Raw genomic sequence first — 22,461 nt, 5'->3', positions numbered from 1 at the left:
CGCCAGCGCCTGTGGTAAGATAGCGCACCGCCATCGCCACAGGAGCCTGCATGAGCACACGACCAATTATCCAGATGTCGCTGCGCCCCGGCATTGTCGAGCTGGGCTACGGCCAGCCCGGCCCGAATCTGCTGCCAGCCGAAGCGCTGAGCCGCGCCGCCGCCGAGGCGCTGGCGCGCTGGGGCGGGGCCGCGCTTTCCTACGGCGCCGACCCCGGCCCTGGCCCGCTGCTCGACTGGCTTGCCGCCCATCTCGGCCAGGTCGATGCCCGCGCGCCCGCGCCCGACGAGCTGCTGATCACCGCCGGCATTTCGCACGCGCTCGACCAGTGCTGCACGCTGCTGCTGCGCCCCGGCGACGTGGTGCTGGCCGAGTCGCCGTGCTACCACCTCGCGCTGCACATCCTGCGCGACCACCCGATCGAGCTGCGCGCGGCCGCCACCGATGCGCAAGGGATTGACGTGGACGCGCTGGCCGAGCAGCTGGCGGCGCTGCGCGGGGCTGGCCGCCCGGCGCGCATGCTGTACACCATCCCGACTTTCAACAACCCCACGGGCGCGAGCCTGCCGCCCGAGCGGCGTGCTGCGCTGGTGGCGCTGGCCGAGCGCGAAAACCTGCTGATTGTAGAAGATGATGTGTACCGCGAGCTGGCCTACGACGGCGATGCCCCGCCTTCCCTCTGGAGCATTGCGCCGCCGGGCGTGGTGCTGCGCCTGGGTTCGTTCGCCAAATCGCTTGCGCCGGGTTTGCGCCTGGGCTGGCTCACTGCCGACGCGGCGCTGGTGGAGCGGATCGTTGGCGGCGGGCTGATCGACAGCGGCGGCGGCGTGAACCATTTCACGTCGCTGGTGGTGGCGCAGTTTGCGCTTTCGGGCGAGTATGCCGCGCAGGTGGCGCGCTACCGGGCGACCTACCGCGCCCGCCGCGATGCGCTGCTGCGCGGGCTCCATGCGCACCTGCCGCCCGGCTGCGGCTGGCAGGAACCGTTGGGCGGCTACTTTGTGTGGGTGCAGCTTCCCGATGGTGCGGATGCGCGCACCCTGCTGCCACGCGCCGAGGCGGCCGGCGTGGCCTTTCTGCCGGGGGCGCGCTTCCATAGCGACGGGCGGGGCGCAAACGCGCTACGCCTTTCGTTCTGCCTCTACCCCGAAGCCGAGCTGGCCGAAGGCGCGCGCCGCCTGGGCGTGGCGCTGCGCGAGCTTGCGGAGAGTGGTTAGCCACAGAGCGCACCGAGATCACTGAGTTTTCACACTCCGTGATCTCGGTGCGCTCTGTGGCTCAACCTACGAACTACGCACTACGCGCTATTACCGCTTGCCAAGCACCACATCCTCGCTGGCGAGCGGAATCTCCGAGCCGTCCTGCGCGGAGAAGGTGAGCACCTCGATAGTGGCGGGCGTGGCGGCGGCCGGTGCTGTGAACGCCAGGTTCGCGGTAAACGGCCCGGCCAGCGCGATATCGGGCCGCACCACCTGGATATGGTCGGTCGCCAGCACCGCGCCACTGGCCTTGACCCGCAGCCGCACCGTAATTGCCGCCTCAAAGGCAGTGCCATTCTCGAAGCCGCGCACCACCAGCGGACTGAACACGGTTGCGCCAGCTTCGGGCACGGTGATCAGCACGCTCTTGCCGCCGCTGAACGGCCGCACATAGCGCCACTGGTAGTAGTGCTGCCCAACGTTGCCCATCTCGACCTGAAACTGTGTGGGATTGGTTGGCACATAGGTCAGCACGCGCCGCTCGAACGCCTGAAACATCACGTCGCGCTCGACCCCGCCGATGCGCACGCGCGCCCAGAATGCGTCGGTGGTGGGGTAGCCCACCGTGAACAGCCAGTCGAAAATCGGCTGGTTGCCGACCAGGCGGTTGTTCTCGAACACGGTGCCGCGCGCGTTCAGGAAATCCCAGAAGGCGCGTGGAATGCCGAAGCTCCGCTCGATATGCGTGATCTCGGTGGCGGGCGTGTTCGCGTACTGCGGCAGATCGTTCGCGCCTTCGGGCAGAAACTCGCTGATAACGTGGCTGCCCAGCGCGCGGCCAACCGGTGTGCGGTAGATGCGGATCAGGCTGGCGTAGGTCGGGAAGGTATTGCTGGGGTCGCCGGCCAGCGGGATGTTTGCCGGGGCCAGCGGGATGAAGTCGCTCAGGCCGGTTTGCACCTGGCCCTCGATCAGCTCGTTCACCAGCAGGCCGTTGGTCACAAACCAGGGCGAGCTGGCGTCGCCGTTCGGGTTGTTGATCTCCATCCGGCTCTTATCGAAGTACTGCACGGTGCGGCGGCCGCCCTGGCCCTCGGCAAAGGCCTCGCCAAGCGGCGGCGTGAACGGCGCCGGCCCCCACACCCATGAGTAGCTGGCCGCGCCGCGCTGAATCGGCACGCCCGTGCGGTCCCACAGCCGCTGAAAGGCCGGCTCGCCAATCGGTTCGGCAGCGGCGGCCGGCGCGGCGGCCAGCAGCACGAGCAGCAGCGCCGCAACGCTTCCTATTCGTCGCAACATTGTCCCCTCCTTCGTGCGCACGCCCGCGTTGGCGCGCGCTTCGCTAAGCATACACCCTTACCTGTGTTCGGGAGTCAGCATTCAGAAGTAAGAATGTTCCTGGCGTTCTGAAGCCTTCGCGAACACGCAGGCGGCTTGATTCAACGGAAAGTACTTCCATCCAACTGAACGTGGCGCGGGCGGCAAATTACGCCAGCCGTGCCCGCCCGATACTACGACCTTGCGCCGTAGCTTCTGAACGCTCAAACATAAAAAGCCGAAAAGAGCTAAAATGACCTCTTGACAACCATATTGAACCGTGATACACTCCTGCCATCAACCGATGCGGCACAAGCGCCGCAGCGCAGCAAGGAACGATAATGAATACGCGCATAGCATTCGTAGTCACCTATCGCAAACAAAGCCCCGATTGCCAGGAATCGATCCGGCCAGCCACCGTGTGGGATGGCGGGCGCAGCATGCATTTTCTGGCGGGTACGAAACGGTGACTCGGTTGCGAAGCGGGCAGGAATGCCGCCGCGCCGGGTTGCCAGCAGGGCAGCCTGGTGCGGCGGTTTTTTTTGCGGGGCGTGGTGTAGCCTGGAAGCATCCCGGCGTCGGAAGCCGGTGGTCGCACGTTCAAATCGTGCCGTCCCGACCATTCTACGGGCGTAGCTCAACGGAAGAGCAGTAGTCTCCAAAACTACGTGTTGGGGGTTCGAATCCCTCCGCCCGTGCCAGAGAAGCAGCATTCAGCCGTCAGGGGTCAGAAGTCACGAGGTCTTTGGCATTCTGAAGCCATTGTGGAAAGATCAAGGCAGGTGAATTGATCTGCAAACCGCTGTAATCTCCGGTAGCTCAATTGGGAGAGCGCCGCGCTGTTAACGCGGATGTTCCAGGTTCGAATCCTGGTCGGAGAGCCATACGTCGCCCTAGCTTAACAAGACAGAGCACCGCTCTGCGAAGGCGGAGGTTCCAGGGGCGGGTCCTGGGGGCGATACCAGTTTTGGGTTCCAGGTTTGCAGGTTTGAATGTTGAATGTTGAGTGTTGAGTTTTCAGGAACATACAACATTTAACCTGCAACCCTTCGCGTCCTTTGCGCTCTTTGCGGTGAAATATCAGGTCGGTCGTCACGGAACCACGCCCCGGTAGTGAAATGGGATCATGGCTGCCTGTCGAGCAGCAGTACGGGGATCGAAACCCCGTCGGGGCGCCAATTGGAGCGGAGTGGAGCAGCAGAACGCTCGGGGGTCTCATACGCCCCAGACACCGGTGCAACCCCGGTCTCCGCCACCAGACAGGTAGTAGCTCATTCAGCAGAGCGTCGGCGCGCCATGCCGAAGGCGGTGGGAGCAAAGCCCGCCTACCTGACCAATATGCATCCGTAGCCCAACTGGCAGAGGCCGCCGGCCTAGACCCGGCTCGTTGCAGGTTCGACTCCTGCCGGATGCACCAGATTGCGGAGTAGTTTGTGCTGGTACAAACGCCGGTCTCTGAAACCGGAATGCAAAGGTTCGAGTCCTTTCTCCGCAGCCAGCGTGGGGATGTTCTTCCAGTGGCCAGGATGCCAGGCTGTGACCCAGGCGACGCCGGTTCGAGCCCGGCACATCCCCCCATCTGTCGCACAGGCCGAGGAGTGAGGCAGGCGTCTGCAAAGCGCCGGGTTGCGGGTGCAAATCCCGCGTGCGATTCCATACGGAAAGGCTAGCCGAACGGTGACGGCAGCGCGGTGCTAACGCGTCGAGCGCAAGCCTTGTGGGTTCAACTCCCACCCTTTCCGCCACAACGGCAGGAGTCAGAAGACAGAAGTCAGGAGATGCACTCAGAACGCACCTGGCTCTCGGCTCTGCGGTTCTTTGTCTGGGCGTATAGCAATACGCCCTTCGCCGGCTCTGTGGTTCTTTGTCTGGGCGTATAGCAATATGCCCTTCGCCGGCTCTGCGGCTCTTTGTCTGGGCGTATAGCAATACGCCCTTCGCCGGCTCTGTGGTTCTTTGTCTGGGCGTATAGCAATACGGCCTTCGCCGGCTCTGCGGTTCGATCTTTCTGACTCCTGAAGGGGGGTGATCACGCGTGACCGAAGTGCTGGTGCTGAACGCAAGCTACGAGCCGCTGCGGATTGTGTCGGTGCGGCGGGCGATGGTCCTGCTGCTGCAGGAAAAGGCCGAGCTGGTGGAAGCCGCTGCCGAGCGCCTGCGCGCGCAGGGTGTTGCCTACGCCGTGCCGCTGGTGGTGCGCCTGGTGCGCTATGTGGCGATTCCGCGCACGCGCCGCCTGCCGTGCTCGCGCCGCCTGGTGATCACGCGTGACCGCGAGACCTGCCAGTACTGCGGTGCCCAGCCGGGCCGCGCCCACCTCACGCTCGACCACGTGGTTCCGCGCGCGCAGGGCGGCACAACCTGCTGGGAGAACGTGGTGGCGGCCTGCGCGGCCTGCAACCACCGCAAGGCCAACCGCACGCCCGCACAGGCCGGCATGGCCCTGCGCACGGTGCCGCGCCAGCCGATGTATGTTGCGCTGGCCCTGCTCGGCGCGCTCGAGCAGCACGACGTGTGGCAGAAGTATGCCTATGCGTAGGGGAGTGGGGGTTAGGGGATGGGGATGGTGGTTCGGGGCTGGCCAGGGCCACCATCTCCAGTGCGTAGTGCGTAGTGCGTATAAGCAACGTTCGAATTGTAAATCGCCTTTTGTCAGGGTTTAGGGTCTGGGGATTTGGGTATAGGAGTTAGGTATGCGCCACATCTCCAGTGCGTAGTGCGTAGTGCGTACAGCCTGAATGTACAATCGAATGAGGTAGCGCCAATCGTAAATCGTCAATCGTAAATCGCAAATCACCTGGCCTCGTCGTCTACCGGTTAGGACTCCGGCCTTTCACACCGGCAAAGCGGGTTCAACTCCCGCCGAGGCTACCATCGCAAATCGCCAATCGTCAATCGTAAATCGTAAATCGTAACTATCTTGCCGTCCTAGCTCAAATGGACAGAGCGCCTGGCTTCGAACCAGGAGGCTGGGGGATCATACCCTCCGGGCGGCGCCAGAACCGGGATCGTCTAATGATCGGACACCTGCCTTTGAAGCAGCCTATCGAGGTTTGAATCCTCGTCCCGGTGCCATTGTTACATTCGGCAGAAGTGCAGAACAAACTCTGTCTGGAGTTGCGCTGCTCGCTACAGCGGCACGGCCTGCCGGCTGCGTTCTGCCCGCTGCCCACTGGTACCTGCCGCTGTAGCTCAACGGCCAGAGCACACGCCTTTTAAGCGAGGAGATAGGGGTTCGAGTCCTCTTGGCGGCACCATTCCCCGCTATAGCTCAACGGGCAGAGCTGCCGACTCTCCATCGGCGGGTTGCAGGTTCGAAGCCTGCTGGCGGGACTTCGTTGCCATGGCGTAATGGACAAGCGTGCCTGCCTTCCAAGCAGGCGGTCAGGGTTCGAGTCCCTGTGGCAGCACCATTTGAGCCGGCTGGGCACAAGCGAGCCCAACGCTCTGTAAAAGCGCCGTTATCTGTGAGGGTGCGAATCCCTCCCGGCTCACCAACCGGATCGTAGCACAAGGGCAGTGCACCCGTCTGATACACGGGCGACGAAGGTTCAAATCCTTTCGATCCGACCATCCCAGCGTAGCTCAACTGGCAGAGCGCCGCGCCTACACCGCGGAGGTTGCGGGATCGTCCCCCGCCGCTGGAACCACATCCATCTGTGGCGTAGAAGTTTGCGCGCCGGCCCGAAAACCCGGAGGTGCAGGTGCAATACCTGCCGGATGGACCACGGAAGAACAAGCCGACTGGCGACGGCACCCGGCCCGAACCCGGGCGAGCGCAAGCCTTGGGCGTTCAACTCGCCCTTCTTCCGCCACAAATTCTTGCTCGGCGCAGGCCCCCACGTCGGCCGCGCCGCACGGGGCGCGAAGCGCACACACTGCGCGCTTCGCGCCCGGGCCGCATTGACAGAGCCTTCGTGCTATAGTGAGCGCAGGAACATCGCACTACCGAGCAAGGAGAACCCATGCGCCGCTTGTTTGCACCACTCGCCTGTGCTCTCGCCACTGTTTTGCTGCTCGCTGGCATGGCCGCCCCGGCCAGCGTGGCCCGCGCCGCCAGTGCTGGCACAAGCCTGTTTGCGCTCACGGCTGGCGGCGAACTTGTAGCCTTGAATACCAGTTTGCCCAACAAGCCATCCACGCCGCGCGCGGTCGCCGGGGTTGCTGCTGGCGAGACGCTAGTGGCGCTGGATGCGCGCCCGCAGAACAGCCGCCTGTATGCGCTGGGTTATAACAGCGCCACCTCAAGCGCGACGCTCTACCATCTGGCCCCGCTCACCAGCACGGCCACTGCAATCGGCCCGAGCGGCACGTTTGTTGGCGCGGATGGCAGCACGCCCCTGCCCATCACTGGCGCGCGCTTCGCAATCAGCTTCAACCCGCAGGCCGACCGGCTGCGCGTCGTGACCGACACGGGCTTTAACTTCCGCATAAACCCCAACACCGGCGCGCTTCTGGATGGCGACCTGGGCGGCACAGCCGGCAGCGCGGCGGGCACCAACCCCGACGGCGCGCTCAACGGCTCATCCACCACCGCCGACGGCGCGGCCTACACCAACCGCGCGCCCGATGCCTTTGCCACCACGCTCTACACCCTCGACTCGGCCAGCAACCAGCTTATGCGCCTTACCGCGCCAAACAGCGGCACGCAATCGGGCGCGCTCCCGCTCACGCTGGGCGGCGCGCCGCTCGATCCTTCCGCCGTGCTGGGCTTTGATATTGCGCCGGACGTGGAAGTTGCCGCCAATGGCGACCCGGCCAGCGGCGCGGGGTTGGCGCTGCTCGCGGTTGGTGGCAGCACCGGGCTGTACAGCATCGACCTTGCGAGCGGCGCGGCGACGCTGCTGGGCGTGCCGCCCCTGGCGCTGCGCAGCATGGCCGTCTGGTCGCCCGCGCCGGCCGCAATTGCGCTGGCAGATGGCGGCGCAAGCCTGAGCCGCTTCCGGCTCGACACGCCGGGCACAGCCGTGCCTGCGAGCATTGCGGGCATTCCAGCCAGCGAAACCCTGGCCGATATCGACAGCCGGCCGGCGACGGGCCAGCTCTTTGGCCTGGGCGTGAATGCCGGCGCAAACACCGCCACGCTCTACCTGCTCGACCCGCAAAGCGGCGCGGCGACGGCGGTGGGCAGCCCGGGCAGTATTTCCTTTGTGAACGCAGGTGGCACGCCAATTGACCTGCCGCCAGTGGCGAGCGGCTACGGCATCGACTTCGACCCGCAAGCCGACCGCCTGCGCGTGGTGACGGGCACGGGCCTGAATTTCCGCGTAAACCCAATCACCGGCGCGTCTGTGGATGGCGACGGCGGCGGCGCGGTGGGCAGCCAGGTCGGCACCAACACCGACGGCGCAATCAACGGCCTGCCCGGCGGCAGCACGGGTGTGGTGGGCGCGGCCTACACCAACAACAGCGCCGGAACCAGCATCAAAACGCTGTACACCCTCGACGCCACAAGCAACCGCCTGTTCATTCAGCAGCCGCCCAACACCGGCACGCAAACGAACGGCCTGCCCGTCACGCTGGGCGGCGCGGCGCTCGATTTCACGGCCGTGGGTGGCTTCGACATCCCGCCCGGCCCTGCTGCCGCAGCAAGTAACGCGCCCGCAAACGGCACGGCCTACGCCATCCTCGTCGTGGGCGGCGCGAGCGGGCTGTACCGCATCGACCTGGCGACGGGCGCGGCGAACCTGCTTGGCGGCCTTGACGCCACCGATCCGCTTCAGGGGCTGGTGGTGTGGAGCGCGCCGCCCGCGCTGCGGATCACTGCTGCGAGCACACTCGTGGGCGAAAAGGGCGGCGCAATCGCGATTGGCCTGAGCAGCGCGGGCGGCGCGCCGCTGGTTGTGGCCTACACCACGGCGGGCGGCAGCGCCACCCCCGGCAGCGACTACACCCCGATCAGCGGCACGCTTATTCTGGGCGAAAGTAGCGCCACGCTCAGCATCCCCATCCTCGACGACACGCAGCCCGAGCAGCCCGAAACGATTGAGCTGCACTTCCTGGGGCCGGATGGCGTGGCGCAGGCGCTGGTGCTCACCATCCAGAACGACGACCCGTGGAAGCTGTATCTGCCGATCAGCGCGCGAACGCCTTAACGCTGGGGGATGGGGGTTAGGAGCTACTACCTTTTATGTGAACCACCAAGTCACCAAGAATTTGGAGCATTATGGTTTTTGCATCAATTGATGTTGCCTGATAATAAAAGACAGCTTCATGAAGCCAAAACCCGCTGACTCCTGACTCCTGATTTCTGATTCCTGTTGCCCAAAGCAATTGTGGCGAAGCCCAGCGTATCGCGCCGAGCCTCGCCACATATAGCCAGAAACCGCCGCGTTGCCAGGGAGCATTGGCGGCAGCTTCGTCGCAAACCAAAATCGCGCAGCTAGCGCTCAATCGCTAGGCTGGTGGTGCGCCCGCTGATCCAGGCGGCGCGGTGGAGCAGCAGATCCAGCACATCGTCAAGCTCATCCACCAGTGGCGCAATCAGGTGGCTGTTGCCGTCGGGGTTTTGCTCGGCGTAGGCAGCGGCCAGCGCCAGCACGTCGCTGCGAAGAAACTGCCAGCGAGCGGCCCATTCGGTCAGTTCGGGCGGGGCGGTGGGGAGCGCCGCCGCTTCGAGAAGCACAAAGGTTTGTGTATTCATCGCTCGATCCTTTCAGGTATGAACACAATGCCTGCGGCGAGCCAGCGCGGGAACGAGTGAAAGGAGTAGTAGCAGCACTCATTATAGAATGGGCAGGGCGGCGAGCGCGTTGCGGTTTCGCCGCGCTGGGTGAAGATGCCTTTACGCACATCGTTTGGGCAACAGAGCGCACCGAGAAGATACATTTTGTTTTCACTCTCCGTGTTCTCTGTGCGCTCTGTGGCCTGATCGTTTTGTGCCTGCCTACTGCCCGCTGCCACGTTCGAGGGCATTGCTCGGGGCCGGGCGTGCCAGCTCGTCGGCAATTGCGCGCAGCTCCATCCACCACTGCTCGCGTGGCCGCTGGAAGGTTGCATCGGTCATGCGCGGGAAATCTTCCAGGCTGAACAGCTGGACATGGCCACCTTGCAGGCCGATAAACATGCCGCGTGGGCGGGCCGCGCCAGCCTCGCCAATCAGGAATTCGACGCAGCGTTTGGCTAAACGCGTCGCCTGAATGCGGTCGAAGGGCGTGGGATCGCCGCCCTGCTGGAGATGGCCGAGAATCGCCTGCCGCACCGAAAACAGCTCGCCGCCCTCGACTTCGAACAGCGCCGACATAAAGCTGGTGGTGTAAACCGGGTTGGCTTCTTCGTTGCGAATGATCAGGCTCAGGCGCTTGCCCTGCTGGAACTCCGCGCTCATACGCGCCAGGGTGTCCTGCAATGCGTGGAGCGTCACGCCTTCTTCGTGGGTGTAGACGCGCTCGGCACCGCTGGCGAGACCGCTCAGCAGCGCAAGGTAGCCGCAGTAGCGACCCATCACTTCCACCACAAAGCAGCGCCCGGCCGCCACCGCCGAGTGCTTGATTTTGTCAATCGCTTCGACGATGTTGTTGAGCGCGGTGTCGGCCCCAATGCTGAATTCTGCGCCGGGCAGGTTGTTGTTGATTGTCGCCGGCAGGCAGATGATCGGGATGGTGAAGGCCGGGAAGTTCTCGCGCTCGCTGAATAGCCGGTGCGCGGCCTGGTAGCCCGGCCAGCCGCCGATCACCAGCAGGCCGTCGATCTGGCGGCGCTCGATCGTGCGCGCAATCGCGTAGAGGTCGCGGCCGCACAGCGCCGGGCGGGCGATGCCCAGCTCCGCGCCGCCAATCGTGCCCCAGCCATTCACGCTCATCCAGCTCATTTCGTCCATGTGGTCGTCGATCAGGCCCTGAAAGCCATTGCGCACGCCCAGCACGGTGTGGCCGTGGTCGAGGCCCAGGCGCACTGCCACGCGCACCGCCGTGTTCATGCCGGGGGCGGGCGCGCCGGCATTGAGCACCGCCAGGCGCAGGCGGCGCTGCCCGGGCGTGGGCGAGGAAGGCCGCACCTGCACCAGGGTTTGCAGCGTCTGGTACGACTCGCGGAAGCTGCCGCCGCGCAGCTCCATGGCACGCTCGTAATCGTGCGCGGCAATGGCCGTGGCGACGGCGCGGGTTTCTTCGACGCAGCGCAGCAGCGGGGTGTGGATGATGCGATTGTTGCGCATGCCAATCACCTGCGGCTCGCTTGCGGGCGTAGCGGCCAGCAGTTCGACCACGGCGGCATGGCCGAGCAGGGTGCTCATGGCGCGGTCGAATGCGCTGGGCCGCCCGCCGCGCTGCACATGGCCCAGGATGGTCACGCGGGCGTCTTCGCCCAGGCGCTCTTCCAGCGTGGCGCGCACAAACTCGCCGGTGATCGGCTTGCCGTCGCTGTCGCGCGCACCCTCGGCCACCACCACAATGCTGTCGCGCCGGCCTAGCTCGCGGCCCGCCCGCAGCGCCTGGCACATGTCGTCCTGCCAGCGTCCAGCGGTGGGTGGCAGCTCGGGAATGAACACCCAGTCGGCGCCGCCGGCGATTGCGCCCATCAGTGCGAGGTAGCCGCAGTTGCGGCCCATCACTTCCACCACAAAGGTGCGCTGGTGGCTGGCGGCCGTGCTGCTGATCGCGTCAATCGCTTCGGTGATGCGGTGCAGCGCGGTGTCGGCGCCAATCGTCATGTCTGTGCCAACGAAGTCGTTGTCGATCGAGCCGACCAGCCCGGTGACGTAGAGCGCGGGGTGGTGCGCGGCCAGCTCGGCGCTGATCTCGCCAGTGGCAACCAGCTCGTCCAGCAGGCCGGGCCATTCCTGGCGAAACAGGTTTGCGCCCGTCAGGCTGCCGTCGCCGCCGATCACCACCAGCCGGTCGATCTTGTGCGCAAGCAGGTTGGCTGCGGCGCGCAGGCGGCCCGCCCGCGTGCGAAAGGCCGGGCAGCGCGCCGTGCCGATGATTGTGCCGCCGCGCTGTAAAATCCCGCCGACCGAATCCCAGCTCATCGGGCGTATGCGCTCGCCGCCATCGACCATGCCCTGGTAGCCCTCGTAGATCGCGTAGGCCGCCGCGCCACGGTTGAGCGCCGCGCGCACCGCCGCGCGCACTGCCGCGTTCATGCCCTGCGAGTCGCCGCCGCTGGTGAGCACCCCAATGCGAATTGCGTTCTCCATGATCTGTTCCTTCCGTTTCTGCCTGGCTCACGGCGGCACCCAGCATCAGCGGCGTTTGCGCGCCTGTTTCCCGTGTATGAATCCTAGGCATGTTGGCGGGTGGTAGATCAGAGGAATGTTTACCTGCGAGAAAGAAGCCGCAACGGGGAGTGAGTGAGCGGGAGACACGAGATGGGGAGACAGGGAGGCAGTGAGCGGGTGAAGGGGTGAAAGGGTGACACGGTGAAGGGGTGAAAGGGTGAAGGCCTAATTCCAAAACCCCAAACCCTAAACCCCGGCCGACAGGCGCCAGTAACCTGAAACTTTCAAACCTGTAAACCTGCAACCCGAAACCTGCCAACCCGCCCTCTACACCGCGCTGCTTGCCCGCACCACCAGGCTGGGGTTGAGCAGCACCGCTCGCGGGGGCGTATCGACGCCCTGGATGGCTTCGACCAGCATGGCGATCAGCGAGCTGGCGACCACATCGATCGGCTGGCGCACCGAGGTCAGGCCCAGCAGGTCGGCCACGGGCGTGTCGTCGTAGCCAGTCACGGCCACGTCGGCGCCGACGCGCAGCCCGGCCAGCTCCAGCGCGCGCATCACGCCAAGCGCCATCACGTCGTTGGCGCAGGCGATGGCGGTGGGGCGCGGCTGGGCGGCCAGCAGCTTTTGTGTCGCCAGCAGCGCCGAGTCGACGGCGTTGCGTGTGTAGCCGATCAGCTCGGGACGCGTAGGGATGCCAGCGGCGGCCAGCGCCTCGCGGTAGCCTTGCTCGCGCCGGTCGCCAATACGCATGCCGTGCGGCCAGTTCAGCAGGCCAATCTGGCGGTGCCCGCCGGCCAGCAGGTGCTCAACGGCCAGGCGCATGCCCAGGCAGCCGTCGATGTCGACCACGGGCGCGGGCGGCGCGCCGGGGCTTTCGCCAAATAGCACGAATGGCACATCCTGGCTGGCGAGAAAGGCCACGCGCGGGTCGTCGTAGGCCAGGTCGGAAAGCACAAAACCGTCCACGCGCGCGCTCTGGATCAGCTCGGCGTAGCCAAGCGTGTTGCTGGTGTCGGCTTGGGCGAAGGTCAGGATGTGGTAGCCACGCGCCTCGGCGGCCTGCGCAATGTCGTACAGAAAGCGGTCGAGCAGGGCGTTGCGGCGGATGGGGTCTTCGGCGCTGTGCCAGCCATAGCCGATCAGGCGGCTCTGGTGCGATTTCAGGCCGCGCGCGATGCTGTTGCGCCGGTAGCCCAGGTCGCTGATCGCCTGGAGCACGCGGTCGCGCGTGTCGGGCCTGGTGAGCGGGCTGTCGTTCAGCACGTGCGAGACGGTGCCGACCGAGACGCCCGCCAGGGCGGCTACGTCGCGGATGGTGATGTTCAGGGTGTAGCCCTGCGTGGCGGCGGCGTCGAGCACGCGGGCGCGCTCGGCGGGCGGCACGTTTGCGTCGCCGCGCAGGGCCGCGTAGGCGGTGAGCATTGGCACGTGGGCGGCGTCGGCAAGCTGCTTGAGGTTGGCCATTACGCCTGCTCCAGCGCAAAAACGAGCTGACAGGCTGGCCCGGCTGCGTCGAGCGTGATCGCCAGCGCGCGCCGGCCGGCGTTGTAGTGCCCGCCTGCGAATGTCTGCGCGGCTTCGGGCGCGACGCCGTGAACGCGGAGGTGTACAGGCTGCCGGCCGGCGCGCGTGCCAATGTGTAGCCGCAGCAACCCGCCACCAATGCGCTGCCGGACGCATAGTTCGTCGGCTATGCCGCCTGTGTCGTCGCACAGCGTCAGCGCGCCATCGCCCGCGAAAATGTCCAGCCGCAGCGGCTGGCCCTGCGCGGGCCGGCTGGGAATGATCGCGCCAGCGCGGGCGTAGAGCGGCGGCTGGCTTGGCTGCGCGGGCGGCAGGAACCGCGCCGGCCCTTCGAATGGCGCACCGCTCCACCAGTCGTACCAGCGGCCAGCGGGGATGTACACGCAGTGCGACTCGGCCGGCGCGGCCAGCAGCCACGCGCCGATCAGCGCCTGATGGTCGAGCGCATAGGTGGCCGGGTCGTCGGGGAAGTGGTAGCGCAGCGGGCGCAGCACTGGCGCGCCATGCTCGGCGGCCGCGTGCAGCAGCGTGGCAAGGTAGGGCTGAAGCTGCTCGCGCAGCGCGCTCGTGCTGCCGCCCAGCGCGTCGTCGGCATTGCCCCGCCAGAGGGCCGGGCGCGGCGGCCCGCCTACGCGGAAGTGTGTGGCCGCGCGGGGCGTGGCTCGCAGTTCTGCTTCCTGGATCATGATGACCTCCTTGCGCTGTGCGCCGCTGCTACCAGCCGCTGTTGCCATCCCCACGCTTGAGCGCAAACTGCGATTCGGGCACCGAGCTGCGCAGCCCGCCACTTTTTGCGCCCTCAACCGTCACCGCGCTGAAGCTCGCGCCGCCATTTGCGCTGGCTACATACACGCCCCAGGTGCCGGGCGCGCTGATGCGCACGCGCTCGAAAGTAGCCCGTCGCAGGGGCGCGCTGCCCGCGAACTGAATGCCCGAGTAGGTTGGGCTGTCGATCTCGATGTCGCTGACGGTCAGGCCGGCAATTGGCCCTTCTTTGGCGAAGATTTTGAGCGCGCCATGCTCCTCATTCCACATCGAGCCGCCCGCCCGCACAAGCGTGTTGCGCTGCACGGTGGTGGTGCCGGCGAAGGGGTGCGAGTTGAAGTCCTGCGCGATCAGAATGCCCGGGTAGGTGACCACGTCGAAGCACAGATTGTCTTCGATGCGGTTGTCTTTCCCGCCGTAGATCGCGAAACAGTTGGCCCGCCAGGGAACCTGCACGGTGTTGAAGCGAAATGCGTTGCCGGTGTTCACGCCGCCGTCGAACGAGGGTGCCCACGAGGCCAGCGCGTCGTCGCCGGTGTTGCGGAAGTGCGAGTTTTCGACCACCGAGTTGCTGGTGCCGTTGCAGAAATTCACGCCGTCGGCGAACAGGTTGCGGAAGCGGCTGCCGGTGATCACCAGGCCGTCAGTGACGTTTTGCGTGCCCGCGCCGACCCACCAGCCGACTTTGGTGTGCTCGACCCAGATGTTCTCCAGGCGCGAGCCTTTTCCTGCCCCGCCGTTGAAGCCGTTTTCGGGGTTGTTGTCGTCGCGGCCAGTGGTTTCTCCAAGAATGGCGAAATCGTAGAAGCGGCAGTTGCTGCCGGTGCAGTGGAAGCGCGCAAACGGCCCGTGAACGGTGGTGTGCCACATGCCCGCGCCGCGCACGGTTACGTCGGCCAGCGCGATGCCCTGCGAGCTTTCGGGCGTGCTGGTGCTCTCGAAGGTGCCGGCTGGCAGCCACAGGTCGCGTTTCTGCTCGCGCGCGCGCGCAATGCATGTGCGAATGGCTGGCCCGTCGTCGATGCCGTCATTGGGTAGTGCGCCGCACTCGGCAAGCGAGATCGCGCCCTCGGGTTTGGGCAGCGGCGCGCCAACCTGCTCAAGGTCGACCAGATCGACCACATAGTAGTCGGCGGTGTCGTCGGGGTCTTTTTGCAGCCGCACGGTCGCGCCGGCCGGGATGTCGCCCACCAGCGTGCGCGCCTCGTCGAAGAAGTGGTGCGCGCCGCCGGCCCTGGGGTCGTTGCTGGCCTGGCTTTCGCCGCCATACGACCAGGCGTATTTCGAGCTGAGGGCGAGCTTCTGGCGGAAGGTGCCATCCACATACAGGCTGAGCGTGGCGCTGATGCCGCCGCCGGCCGGCGCGTCGGGGATGACGTAGCGCACAACCAGCGCGTTGGCGGCCTGCGTGGTGGCAAACTCGACGTACTGACCGGCGGTTTTGAGCTGCACGGCGCGGCGGCCCGAGGCTTCGGCGGCAACCTGCCCGAACTCGCGGGTGGCGGCCAGCGCCATGCCGTTGGTGCTGCCGTCCTCGGCTTCGTATTCGATCCACGGCACGGTTGCGCCCCGGCTGGCGCGTGGCTGCGGCGTAGGGGTGGCGGCTGGCTGCGTTGGCGCGGGCGGGGCGGTGGGCAGGTCGGCGGGAACGGGTGCCTGCGCGCAACCCGCTACCAGCGCGGCAACCAATGCCCCCACCAGCGTGTGCCGTAAACGCATGTCAAGCCTTCCTCGTCGAGTACGCCGCTACAATGCGGTAGTGCGCATATTCAAACCAGCCCAAACCGGCCCGTCGTTAGGCGGGTTCAGCTCGGCATGGCGCGCCGTTCGTTTGCATGGAACAGGATCGTGTTCGGAGTGTGTGGTGATTGAACCGTTTCAAAAATACCACAGGCGCGGCGCTTTGTCAATACGCAGGTGCAGGCAACTAAAGCCAGGTCAATGTCCCAAACTTTATCCACAGATTACGCAGATTTCACAGATTAGGAGGTCTTTAATCTGCGTAATCTGCGTAATCTGCGGATAGATTAGTTCCCTTATGCGTTCGCGCTGCGGAAAAGCTCGACCGCGCCGGCCAGGCCGCGCTCGTATGCGTCGATCAGCATGTCCCACCCGCGCTCGGTCGCGGCGTCGGTCTGCTGGCGCGCGGGGTTGGCCTCGAACCACGCCAGCGTCTGCTCGATGCCGCGCGCAAAGGGCGTGGTGGCGCAGTAATCAGGCACAAAGCGCTTGATCTTGGTGTTGTCGAACACCACGCTGGCGGCTTTGTCGCCAATCAGGCCGCCGCGAAAGTCGGGGTTGCAGGCAGCCAGGAAATCCGACGCGATATGCACGATTTTCAGCTCTGTGCCGGCGGCGGCGGCCGTGGCCGCGTAGATTTGGTCCCAGGTCAGGCTCTCGTCGGAGGTGATGTGGAAGGCGTGGCCGATCGCCTGCTGGTGGCCGAGCAGCCCGACAAAGCCTTTCGCGAAGTCGGTGTTGTGCGTCATGGTCCACAGCGAGGTGCCATCGCCCGGCACGATCAGCGGCTTGCCGGCGCGCATGCGGGCGATGGCGGTGTAAGGGAACTGCCAGCTGTTCACCGCCAGCGGAATCTGCGTGTCGCCGTAGGTGAACGAGGGCCGCACGATCGTGATTGGGAAGCCTTCTTCGCGGTTGGCGCGCATGAGGCGCTCTTCGCAGGCGATCTTGTTGCGCGAGTATTCCCAGAAGGGGTTGGCGAGCGGCGTCGATTCGGTGATCAGGTAGTGGCTCACTGGCTTCTGGTAGGCGCTGGCCGAGCTGATAAAGATGTACTGGCCGGTGCGCCCGCGAAACAGCGCAATGTCGCGCTCGACCTGCTCGGGCGTGAATGCGATCCAGTCGACCACCGCATCAAAATGCTCGCTGCCGAGCGCGCGCGCCACCGCCGCTTCGTCGCGCATATCGGCCACGAGGCTGCGCACGCCGGGCGGCAGGTCGGGCTGGTTGCCGCGATTCAGCACGGCCACGTCGATCCCGCGCTCGGCTGCCAGCCGCGTGCAGGCGATGCTGATCAGGCCGGTGCCGCCAATAAACAGAACCTTCATGCTTGCTGCTCCATCTGCTGTTGGGAAGTGCGTGGCGTATTGTAGCAGGGAACCGAGAAGCACAGAACCGCAGAACCACAGAACCGCAGAACCGCAGAACCGAGAACCAAACCACCTTCAACACGCGGTTCTTGGTTCTGCCATTCTGGGTGTGACGGAGCTTTTTGCACAATGATTGTCTTGCGTACCACCCGGCCGTAAACGACCGGGCTTCGAAGCGACGCCCGCTGAAGCGGGCTTGAATGAGGCTTATGGCAAGCCCGCTTCAGCGGGCGTCGCTCGGTAGCGCGGCGGCTTCAGCCCCGCGCCACAGAAAGATTCGCCACATCCCTCAGTTCTTGGTTCTTATAAAAATCTTGGCAGCGATGATATACTATGCGCAAGCCGCCCGCAGATGAGGAAACCGCGATGGATACGCCCAAGGCCGCCACCCCCGCGCAAGAGATCGTCGACCCGGCGGCAGTGCGCCGCGTGCGCGAGCACCCGCTCGCCGATACGCTGGCCCTGCAAGTTGCGGAAATCTTCAAGGCGCTCTCCGACCCGACGCGGGTGCGGATTCTCCACGCGCTGTCGCACGCCGAGCTGTGCGTGGGCGACCTGGCTGCCGTGCTGGAAATGACCGAGTCAGCGGTGTCGCACCAGCTGCGCCTCTTGCGCGGCCTGCGGGTGGTGCGCGCGCGCCGCGATGGCAAGCAGGTCTACTACACGCTGGACGACGAGCACGTCACGCGCTTGTTTCAGCTGAGCCTGGAGCACCTGGGGCACGAGTAAGTGCTCAATGTTAAATGCGCAATGCTACATTGGGCCGATGAACATCAGCGATGCTCATCGGCCCAACTCAACACTCAACACTCAACATTCAACACTGAGAACTACTGAAGGCTCTCCTTCACCAGCTGCGCAATGTCGGTCGGCAGCTTGGCGACTTTCACGCCCACAGCTTCCAGCGCGGCAATCTTCTCCTGCGCCGTGCCTTCGCCGCCCGAAATGATCGCGCCGGCGTGGCCCATGCGCTTGCCGGGGGGGGCCGTCTGCCCGGCGATGAAGCTCACCACCGGCTTGGTGACGTGCGCCTTGATGTAGTCGGCCGCATCGACCTCGGCGCGCCCGCCGATCTCGCCGATCAGCACAATCGCCTTGGTGTCGGCGTCGGCCTCAAACAGCTCCAGCACGTCCACAAAGCTCGTGCCGATGATCGGGTCGCCGCCAATGCCGACAATCGACGTCTGGCCCAGGCCCAGCTTGGTCAGCGCATCCACCGCTTCGTAGGTCAGCGTGCCGCTTTTCGACACCACGCCAACCGGGCCGGGCGTGGCGATGTTGCCGGGAATAATCCCAACCTTGGCCTGGCCAGGCGTCAGCAGACCCGGGCAGTTCGGGCCGATCAGGCGCGCGCCATGCTGGCGCACCACTTCGTAGGCCGCGACCATATCGTTGGCCGGCACGCCCTCGCTGATGCACACAATCAGCGCAATGCCCGCCTCGGCCGCCTCGATGATCGAGTCGGTCGCGTTCAGCGGCGCGGGCACGTAGATGATTGAGGTATTCGCGCCAGTGGCGGCAACAGCTTCTTTCACCGTGTTGAACACCGGCACCTTGCCGTCCACAGCCATCTGCCCGCCGCGCCCCGGCGTGACGCCAGCCACAATGTTTGTGCCATAGGCCAGCATGGCGCGCGAGTGGAAGGTGCCCTCGTTGCCCGTGATGCCCTGCACCAGCAAGCGCGTGTTTGTATCGACCAGAATGCTCATTGGTTCATTTCCTTTTTCTGGGCGGAACTACCGCCAATCCTAGCACAAACGCAGCAGCGGCACAAGAAACGGGTTTGCAGGTTTGAATGTTGGCAGGTTGCATGTTCGCGACGACCAACAACCGAAGTAATGAACCGCAAAGAGCGCAGAGGATTGAACGTTATATGTTGCAAGTTGCAGGTTGGTTCAGTGGTTTTGCGGTTCACTGCCTACTGCCGCCTGCCCACTGCAACGCCCTAACTCAACATTCAACCTTCAACATTCAAACCTTCCCTCACCCCCGGCTGCCGAAGATCGCCCGCCCCACGCGCACAATCGTCGCGCCTTCCTCAATCGCCACCTCGAAGTCGTCGGTCATGCCCATCGACAGCGCATCCCACGACGCGGCGGGGAACTGTTTCGCCAGCACATCGCGCAGCCGCCGCGCCGCCCGAAAGGTTGGCCGCGCCGCTTGCGGGTCGTCGCCCCACGGCGCAATCGTCATCAGCCCCTGCACCGCCAGCTCGGGCAGCGCCAGCACCTGCTCAGCTTCGCCAAAAAACGTGGTGAGGGCATCAGGCCGCACTTCCCAGTCGGCCAGCGCAAAGCCGTCCTTGCTGGCCTCGCCCGACACATTCACTTGCAGCAGAACGGGCAGCGGCGCGGCGCGCCCGGCCGCCCCACGCGCCAGCGCCCGCGCCAGGTGCACGCCGTCGACCGAGTGCACCAGATCGAACAGCTCGGCGGCGCGGCGGGCTTTGTTGCTTTGCAGGTGCCCGATCAGGTGCCATGTCATTGCGTCGCGCTGGCCTTCCAGCGCCGCAATCTTGCCCTGCGCCTCCTGCACGCGGTTTTCGCCAAAGTCGCGCAGCCCGGCCGCCAGCGCCTCGGCCACCAGCTCGGGCGGGTGCGTTTTCGTCACGCCCACCAGCCGCACCGCGTCGGGCGCGCGCCCCGAGCGCCGCGCCGCCGCCGCTACCCGCTCGTGTATCGCGGCAATGCGCGCCGCAATCGTATCCATTGTGCCTTCTTCCATTCCATATGAACTTGGCTATTATACCCCACGCAGCGGCGCAGCCGAGTTACAAGCGCCCGCCGAAATGTGGTACCATGCCGGCCCAGCATGCCAGAGGGATGAACAAATGCCAGCACAACCCCAGCCGATTCACGTTCTGTTCGTGTGTACCGGCAATATCTGCCGTTCGCCGATGGCCGAGGCGGTATTTCGCCACATGGTTTCCGAAGCCGGCCTGAGCGATCGTATTCAGGCCGATTCCGCCGGCACTGGCGCGTGGCACATTGGCGAGCAGCCGCACCGCGGCACGCGCGCCGTGCTCCAGGCGCATGGCATCGTCTACACGCACCACGCTCGCCAGGTCGCCCCTTCCGACTTCACGCAGTTCGGCTATATCGTCGCGCTGGATCGCAGCCATCTGGACGACCTGCGCTCGCTGGCCGGGCGCAGCCACGCCACGCTCAAGCTGCTGATGGACTATCTGCCCAACCCACGCGTGCGCGATGTGCCCGATCCCTACTACACCGGCGGCTTCGATGAGGTTTACGAGCTGGTGGAAGAAGCCTGCCGCGCCCTGCTGGACACGATCATCACCGAGCGCGGGCTGGCGCGCTAGCACCCATGCACGACGAGATCATTCGCGCGGCGCTCGCCCAAGCCGGCGACAGCGCGCCCATCCGCGAGCGCGCCAGCGTGGGCGGCGGGAGCATTAGCCAGGCGTTGCGCGTGCGCACGGCCCAGGGCCACTACCTGCTGAAAGTGGGCGGGCGCGGGCTGCCGAGCTTTTTCAGCGCCGAGGCGCGCGGCCTGCGCTTGCTGGCCAGCACCGGCGCGGTGCGCGTGCCCGATGTGCTGGCCGTGCAGGATGCAAGAACCGAGAACCAGGAACCAAGAACCGATGGAGGAACAGCCGGTTCTCAGTTCTCGGTTCTCGGTTCTGAGGGATTTATCCTGCTCGAATGGCTCGAAGGCCCGCCCGCCGCCAGTCGCGCCCGCGCCGGCGAGATCCTGGGCACGGCGCTGGCGGCCATGCACCGCGCCACCGCGCCCACCTACGGCCTCGACCACGACAACTATATCGGCGCGACACCCCAGCCCAACAGCCCGCTAACGAGCTGGAGCGCATTTTTCAGCGAGCGGCGGCTGCGCCCACAGGCCGATCTGGCGGCACGGAATGGCTTGCTGCCCGCCGCGCGCGCCGCCCGGATCGAGCGCCTGCTCAGCCGCCTGGGCGAGTGGATCGACGACAGGCACGTACAGCCGGCGCTGCTGCATGGCGACCTGTGGGGCGGCAATTTCATCGTCGGGCCGGGCGGCGCGCCCGCGCTGATCGATCCCGCCGCCTACTACGGTGACCGCGAAGCCGACCTGGCGATGACGCGCCTGTTTGGCGGCTTCCCACCCGCTTTCTACCAGTCCTATGCGGCAGCGTGGCCGCTCGCGCCCGGCTGGCAGGGTCGCGTCAAGCTGTACAACCTTTACCACCTGCTCAACCACCTCAACCTGTTTGGCGAGGGCTATGGCGCGCAGGTGGATGCCACACTGGCGCGCTATTCGTGAAAAGGAAAGGCACGAAGACTTGTTGAATCTTCGTGCCTTCGCGCCTTCGTGGTAAATGGCCGTGCTATGCGCGGAACAGCCACAGCGCAATGCCCGCGTGGAGCACCGTGCTCAGAATCAGCACCAGCAGGAATGCGCCGTGGAGCGTTTTGTGGCGGAAGAATGCGCGCCCGGCCCACCCACCCAGGAAGCCGCCGATCAGCGCCATGCCGTGGAGCACCAGCTCGGGAATGCGCCCGCCGCCACTTTGCGCCCGGCTCTTGTCGAGTCCGTAAAACACAAAGGTCGCGATGCTCCAGCCGACGATCCAGGCTACGTAAGGCGGGAGACCGGCCACCAGCACCAGCCCGCCGCCCACCAGCGCAAGCGCCAGCCCCAGCACGGCATAGCTCGTGTATGGTGAGCGCCGCCCACGTTTCAGCGCGCCGCGCCCGGCTGCGGTGCTGCGCCTGCGCGGCGGCGCATTCGTTCGTCGATGGCTCATCGTTACGCCTCCGGCGTGTTGCCAATCACCACCGTCCAGGCGCGGATCTCCCAGCGCGTCACCAGCCCGTTGCGCACATACGGGTCGGCCGCCACAAACGCCTCGATCGGCGCGCGGCCCTCGGTGCGCCACAGCAGCAGCGCGCCGTCGGCGGGGTCGAACGCGCCAGCCAGCAGCAGCTCGCCGCGCGCCAGCGCCGCCTGCGCCATGCCCAAATGCTCGGCGCGGAAAGCCGGCCGCCGCTCCAGGTAATCATCCACAAACCAGTAGAACAGCGCATAGTAGTGCATTGTGCGCCCCTTTCCAGAAGTCAGAAGTCAGCAGTGGGCAGACGGCAGTCGGCAGTATGCAGACGGCAGGGAGCAGTGAACCGCAGAACCACAAAACTACGGAACCGCAGAACCGCGTCCTGAGTAGCGCACAGCGCGTATCGAAGGGCGAAAACCGCAAAACCGCAGAACTACGGAACCGCAGAACCGCAGAACCGCGTCCTGAGTAGCGCGCAGCGCGTATCGAAGGGCGAGAACCGCAGAGCCGCAGAACTACGGAACCGCAGAAGTACGGAACCGCGTCCTGAGTAGCGCACAGCGCGTATCGAAGGGCGAGAACCGCAAAACCGCAGAACCTGCTAACCTG

The 22,461-nt window shown here is 65.6% G+C and carries 18 protein-coding genes and 22 tRNA genes; 29 read left to right on the top strand and 11 right to left on the bottom strand.

Annotated elements, in window-relative coordinates; translation table 11 throughout:
* The first annotated feature begins 50 nt into the window (after positions 1 to 50).
* Positions 51 to 1,217: an aminotransferase-like domain-containing protein gene (locus M1P90_RS14135; protein ID WP_483703277.1), complete on the top strand. Its 1,167-nt coding sequence runs from the start codon at positions 51 to 53 to the stop codon at positions 1,215 to 1,217.
* A gap of 90 nt (positions 1,218 to 1,307) precedes the next feature.
* Here M1P90_RS14135 and M1P90_RS14130 read toward each other — a convergent pair whose 3' ends face one another.
* Complete coding sequence (locus tag M1P90_RS14130; RefSeq protein ID WP_483703276.1) at positions 1,308 to 2,498, bottom strand: Gmad2 immunoglobulin-like domain-containing protein; 1,191 nt, start codon at positions 2,496 to 2,498, stop codon at positions 1,308 to 1,310.
* A gap of 359 nt (positions 2,499 to 2,857) precedes the next feature.
* Here M1P90_RS14130 and M1P90_RS14125 point away from each other — a divergent pair, with 359 nt between their 5' ends.
* From M1P90_RS14125 to M1P90_RS14005, 25 genes are all read left to right on the top strand, one after another.
* Positions 2,858 to 2,986, top strand: coding sequence for a hypothetical protein (locus M1P90_RS14125; RefSeq protein ID WP_483703275.1), 129 nt, complete (start codon positions 2,858 to 2,860; stop codon positions 2,984 to 2,986).
* A gap of 75 nt (positions 2,987 to 3,061) precedes the next feature.
* Positions 3,062 to 3,138, top strand: a tRNA-Pro gene (locus M1P90_RS14120).
* A 4-nt stretch (positions 3,139 to 3,142) separates the two neighbouring features.
* Positions 3,143 to 3,217 (top strand) — tRNA-Trp (locus tag M1P90_RS14115).
* A gap of 107 nt (positions 3,218 to 3,324) precedes the next feature.
* Positions 3,325 to 3,400: transfer RNA gene (locus M1P90_RS14110), tRNA-Asn, on the top strand.
* A gap of 3 nt (positions 3,401 to 3,403) precedes the next feature.
* Positions 3,404 to 3,480 (top strand) — tRNA-Arg (locus tag M1P90_RS14105).
* A 140-nt stretch (positions 3,481 to 3,620) separates the two neighbouring features.
* Positions 3,621 to 3,694 (top strand) — tRNA-Asp (locus tag M1P90_RS14100).
* A gap of 82 nt (positions 3,695 to 3,776) precedes the next feature.
* Positions 3,777 to 3,852, top strand: a tRNA-Gly gene (locus M1P90_RS14095).
* Between the two features lie 4 nt (positions 3,853 to 3,856).
* Positions 3,857 to 3,933 (top strand) — tRNA-Leu (locus tag M1P90_RS14090).
* 3 nt (positions 3,934 to 3,936) lie between these two features.
* Positions 3,937 to 4,014, top strand: a tRNA-Gln gene (locus M1P90_RS14085).
* A 5-nt stretch (positions 4,015 to 4,019) separates the two neighbouring features.
* A tRNA-His gene (locus M1P90_RS14080) sits at positions 4,020 to 4,094 on the top strand.
* 3 nt (positions 4,095 to 4,097) lie between these two features.
* Positions 4,098 to 4,172, top strand: a tRNA-Cys gene (locus M1P90_RS14075).
* A 3-nt stretch (positions 4,173 to 4,175) separates the two neighbouring features.
* Positions 4,176 to 4,261, top strand: a tRNA-Ser gene (locus tag M1P90_RS14070).
* A 290-nt stretch (positions 4,262 to 4,551) separates the two neighbouring features.
* On the top strand, positions 4,552 to 5,055 hold the full coding sequence (locus tag M1P90_RS14065; RefSeq protein WP_483703274.1) for an HNH endonuclease: 504 nt from the start codon (positions 4,552 to 4,554) through the stop codon (positions 5,053 to 5,055).
* Positions 5,056 to 5,315: 260 nt separating this feature from the next.
* Positions 5,316 to 5,390, top strand: a tRNA-Glu gene (locus M1P90_RS14060).
* 48 nt (positions 5,391 to 5,438) lie between these two features.
* A tRNA-Arg gene (locus tag M1P90_RS14055) sits at positions 5,439 to 5,515 on the top strand.
* Positions 5,516 to 5,517: 2 nt separating this feature from the next.
* Positions 5,518 to 5,591, top strand: a tRNA-Gln gene (locus tag M1P90_RS14050).
* Between the two features lie 106 nt (positions 5,592 to 5,697).
* Positions 5,698 to 5,773 (top strand) — tRNA-Lys (locus M1P90_RS14045).
* Positions 5,774 to 5,776: 3 nt separating this feature from the next.
* Positions 5,777 to 5,849, top strand: a tRNA-Glu gene (locus M1P90_RS14040).
* 4 nt (positions 5,850 to 5,853) lie between these two features.
* Positions 5,854 to 5,929 (top strand) — tRNA-Gly (locus M1P90_RS14035).
* 3 nt (positions 5,930 to 5,932) lie between these two features.
* Positions 5,933 to 6,013: transfer RNA gene (locus tag M1P90_RS14030), tRNA-Tyr, on the top strand.
* A 2-nt stretch (positions 6,014 to 6,015) separates the two neighbouring features.
* Positions 6,016 to 6,089, top strand: a tRNA-Ile gene (locus M1P90_RS14025).
* 1 nt (position 6,090) lies between these two features.
* Positions 6,091 to 6,166, top strand: a tRNA-Val gene (locus M1P90_RS14020).
* A 3-nt stretch (positions 6,167 to 6,169) separates the two neighbouring features.
* A tRNA-Phe gene (locus tag M1P90_RS14015) sits at positions 6,170 to 6,244 on the top strand.
* Between the two features lies 1 nt (position 6,245).
* Positions 6,246 to 6,331: transfer RNA gene (locus tag M1P90_RS14010), tRNA-Ser, on the top strand.
* Between the two features lie 150 nt (positions 6,332 to 6,481).
* Entirely contained in the window at positions 6,482 to 8,611 is a 2,130-nt protein-coding gene (locus M1P90_RS14005) for a DUF4394 domain-containing protein (RefSeq protein WP_483703273.1), read from the top strand.
* 287 nt (positions 8,612 to 8,898) lie between these two features.
* Here M1P90_RS14005 and M1P90_RS14000 read toward each other — a convergent pair whose 3' ends face one another.
* The 6 genes from M1P90_RS14000 to M1P90_RS13975 form a co-directional block, all read right to left on the bottom strand.
* Positions 8,899 to 9,159, bottom strand: coding sequence for a hypothetical protein (locus M1P90_RS14000; RefSeq protein ID WP_483703272.1), 261 nt, complete (start codon positions 9,157 to 9,159; stop codon positions 8,899 to 8,901).
* Between the two features lie 243 nt (positions 9,160 to 9,402).
* Positions 9,403 to 11,652 (bottom strand): 6-phosphofructokinase, encoded by a 2,250-nt coding sequence (locus tag M1P90_RS13995; protein ID WP_483703271.1) that lies wholly within the window; start codon positions 11,650 to 11,652, stop codon positions 9,403 to 9,405.
* A gap of 348 nt (positions 11,653 to 12,000) precedes the next feature.
* Positions 12,001 to 13,143: a substrate-binding domain-containing protein gene (locus M1P90_RS13990; RefSeq protein ID WP_483703270.1), complete on the bottom strand. Its 1,143-nt coding sequence runs from the start codon at positions 13,141 to 13,143 to the stop codon at positions 12,001 to 12,003.
* Positions 13,143 to 13,889 carry a hypothetical protein gene (locus M1P90_RS13985; protein WP_483703269.1) on the bottom strand — a complete coding sequence of 249 codons (747 nt, stop codon included), beginning with the start codon at positions 13,887 to 13,889 and terminating at the stop codon, positions 13,143 to 13,145. Before M1P90_RS13985 ends, M1P90_RS13990 begins: the two co-directional genes overlap by 1 nt.
* 28 nt (positions 13,890 to 13,917) lie before the next feature.
* Positions 13,918 to 15,687, bottom strand: coding sequence for a hypothetical protein (locus tag M1P90_RS13980; protein WP_483703268.1), 1,770 nt, complete (start codon positions 15,685 to 15,687; stop codon positions 13,918 to 13,920).
* 317 nt (positions 15,688 to 16,004) lie between these two features.
* A complete protein-coding gene (locus M1P90_RS13975; RefSeq protein ID WP_483703267.1) occupies positions 16,005 to 17,036 on the bottom strand; it encodes an SDR family oxidoreductase in 1,032 nt (343 codons plus the stop codon).
* Positions 17,037 to 17,444: 408 nt separating this feature from the next.
* Between M1P90_RS13975 and M1P90_RS13970 the strand changes: the two genes are divergently transcribed.
* Positions 17,445 to 17,807: an ArsR/SmtB family transcription factor gene (locus M1P90_RS13970; RefSeq protein ID WP_483703266.1), complete on the top strand. Its 363-nt coding sequence runs from the start codon at positions 17,445 to 17,447 to the stop codon at positions 17,805 to 17,807.
* 101 nt (positions 17,808 to 17,908) lie between these two features.
* Here the strand turns inward: M1P90_RS13970 and sucD are convergent, their stop codons facing one another.
* Both sucD and M1P90_RS13960 read right to left on the bottom strand, forming a co-directional pair.
* Positions 17,909 to 18,787 carry a succinate--CoA ligase subunit alpha gene (gene sucD / locus M1P90_RS13965; protein WP_483703265.1) on the bottom strand — a complete coding sequence of 293 codons (879 nt, stop codon included), beginning with the start codon at positions 18,785 to 18,787 and terminating at the stop codon, positions 17,909 to 17,911.
* Between the two features lie 274 nt (positions 18,788 to 19,061).
* On the bottom strand, positions 19,062 to 19,787 hold the full coding sequence (locus M1P90_RS13960) for a YggS family pyridoxal phosphate-dependent enzyme (protein WP_483703264.1): 726 nt from the start codon (positions 19,785 to 19,787) through the stop codon (positions 19,062 to 19,064).
* A 121-nt stretch (positions 19,788 to 19,908) separates the two neighbouring features.
* Here M1P90_RS13960 and M1P90_RS13955 point away from each other — a divergent pair, with 121 nt between their 5' ends.
* Positions 19,909 to 20,397: a low molecular weight protein-tyrosine-phosphatase gene (locus M1P90_RS13955; protein ID WP_483703263.1), complete on the top strand. Its 489-nt coding sequence runs from the start codon at positions 19,909 to 19,911 to the stop codon at positions 20,395 to 20,397.
* Positions 20,398 to 20,402: 5 nt separating this feature from the next.
* Complete coding sequence (locus M1P90_RS13950) at positions 20,403 to 21,341, top strand: fructosamine kinase family protein (protein WP_483703262.1); 939 nt, start codon at positions 20,403 to 20,405, stop codon at positions 21,339 to 21,341.
* Positions 21,342 to 21,405: 64 nt separating this feature from the next.
* On the opposite strand, the gene M1P90_RS13945 is transcribed toward M1P90_RS13950, so the two are convergent.
* Both M1P90_RS13945 and M1P90_RS13940 read right to left on the bottom strand, forming a co-directional pair.
* A complete protein-coding gene (locus M1P90_RS13945; RefSeq protein ID WP_483703261.1) occupies positions 21,406 to 21,825 on the bottom strand; it encodes a DUF1294 domain-containing protein in 420 nt (139 codons plus the stop codon).
* 2 nt (positions 21,826 to 21,827) lie between these two features.
* The gene (locus M1P90_RS13940) at positions 21,828 to 22,115 is read right to left on the bottom strand and encodes a YciI-like protein (RefSeq protein ID WP_483703260.1); all 288 of its coding nucleotides are present in this window, start codon (positions 22,113 to 22,115) and stop codon (positions 21,828 to 21,830) included.
* Between the last annotated feature and the right edge of the window lie 346 nt (positions 22,116 to 22,461).

It is taken from the genome of Kouleothrix sp. 19917, from assembly GCF_057073505.1.
The sequence above is the reverse complement of the archived record's forward strand: the minus strand, read 5'-3'. Positions and strand labels throughout refer to the sequence as shown.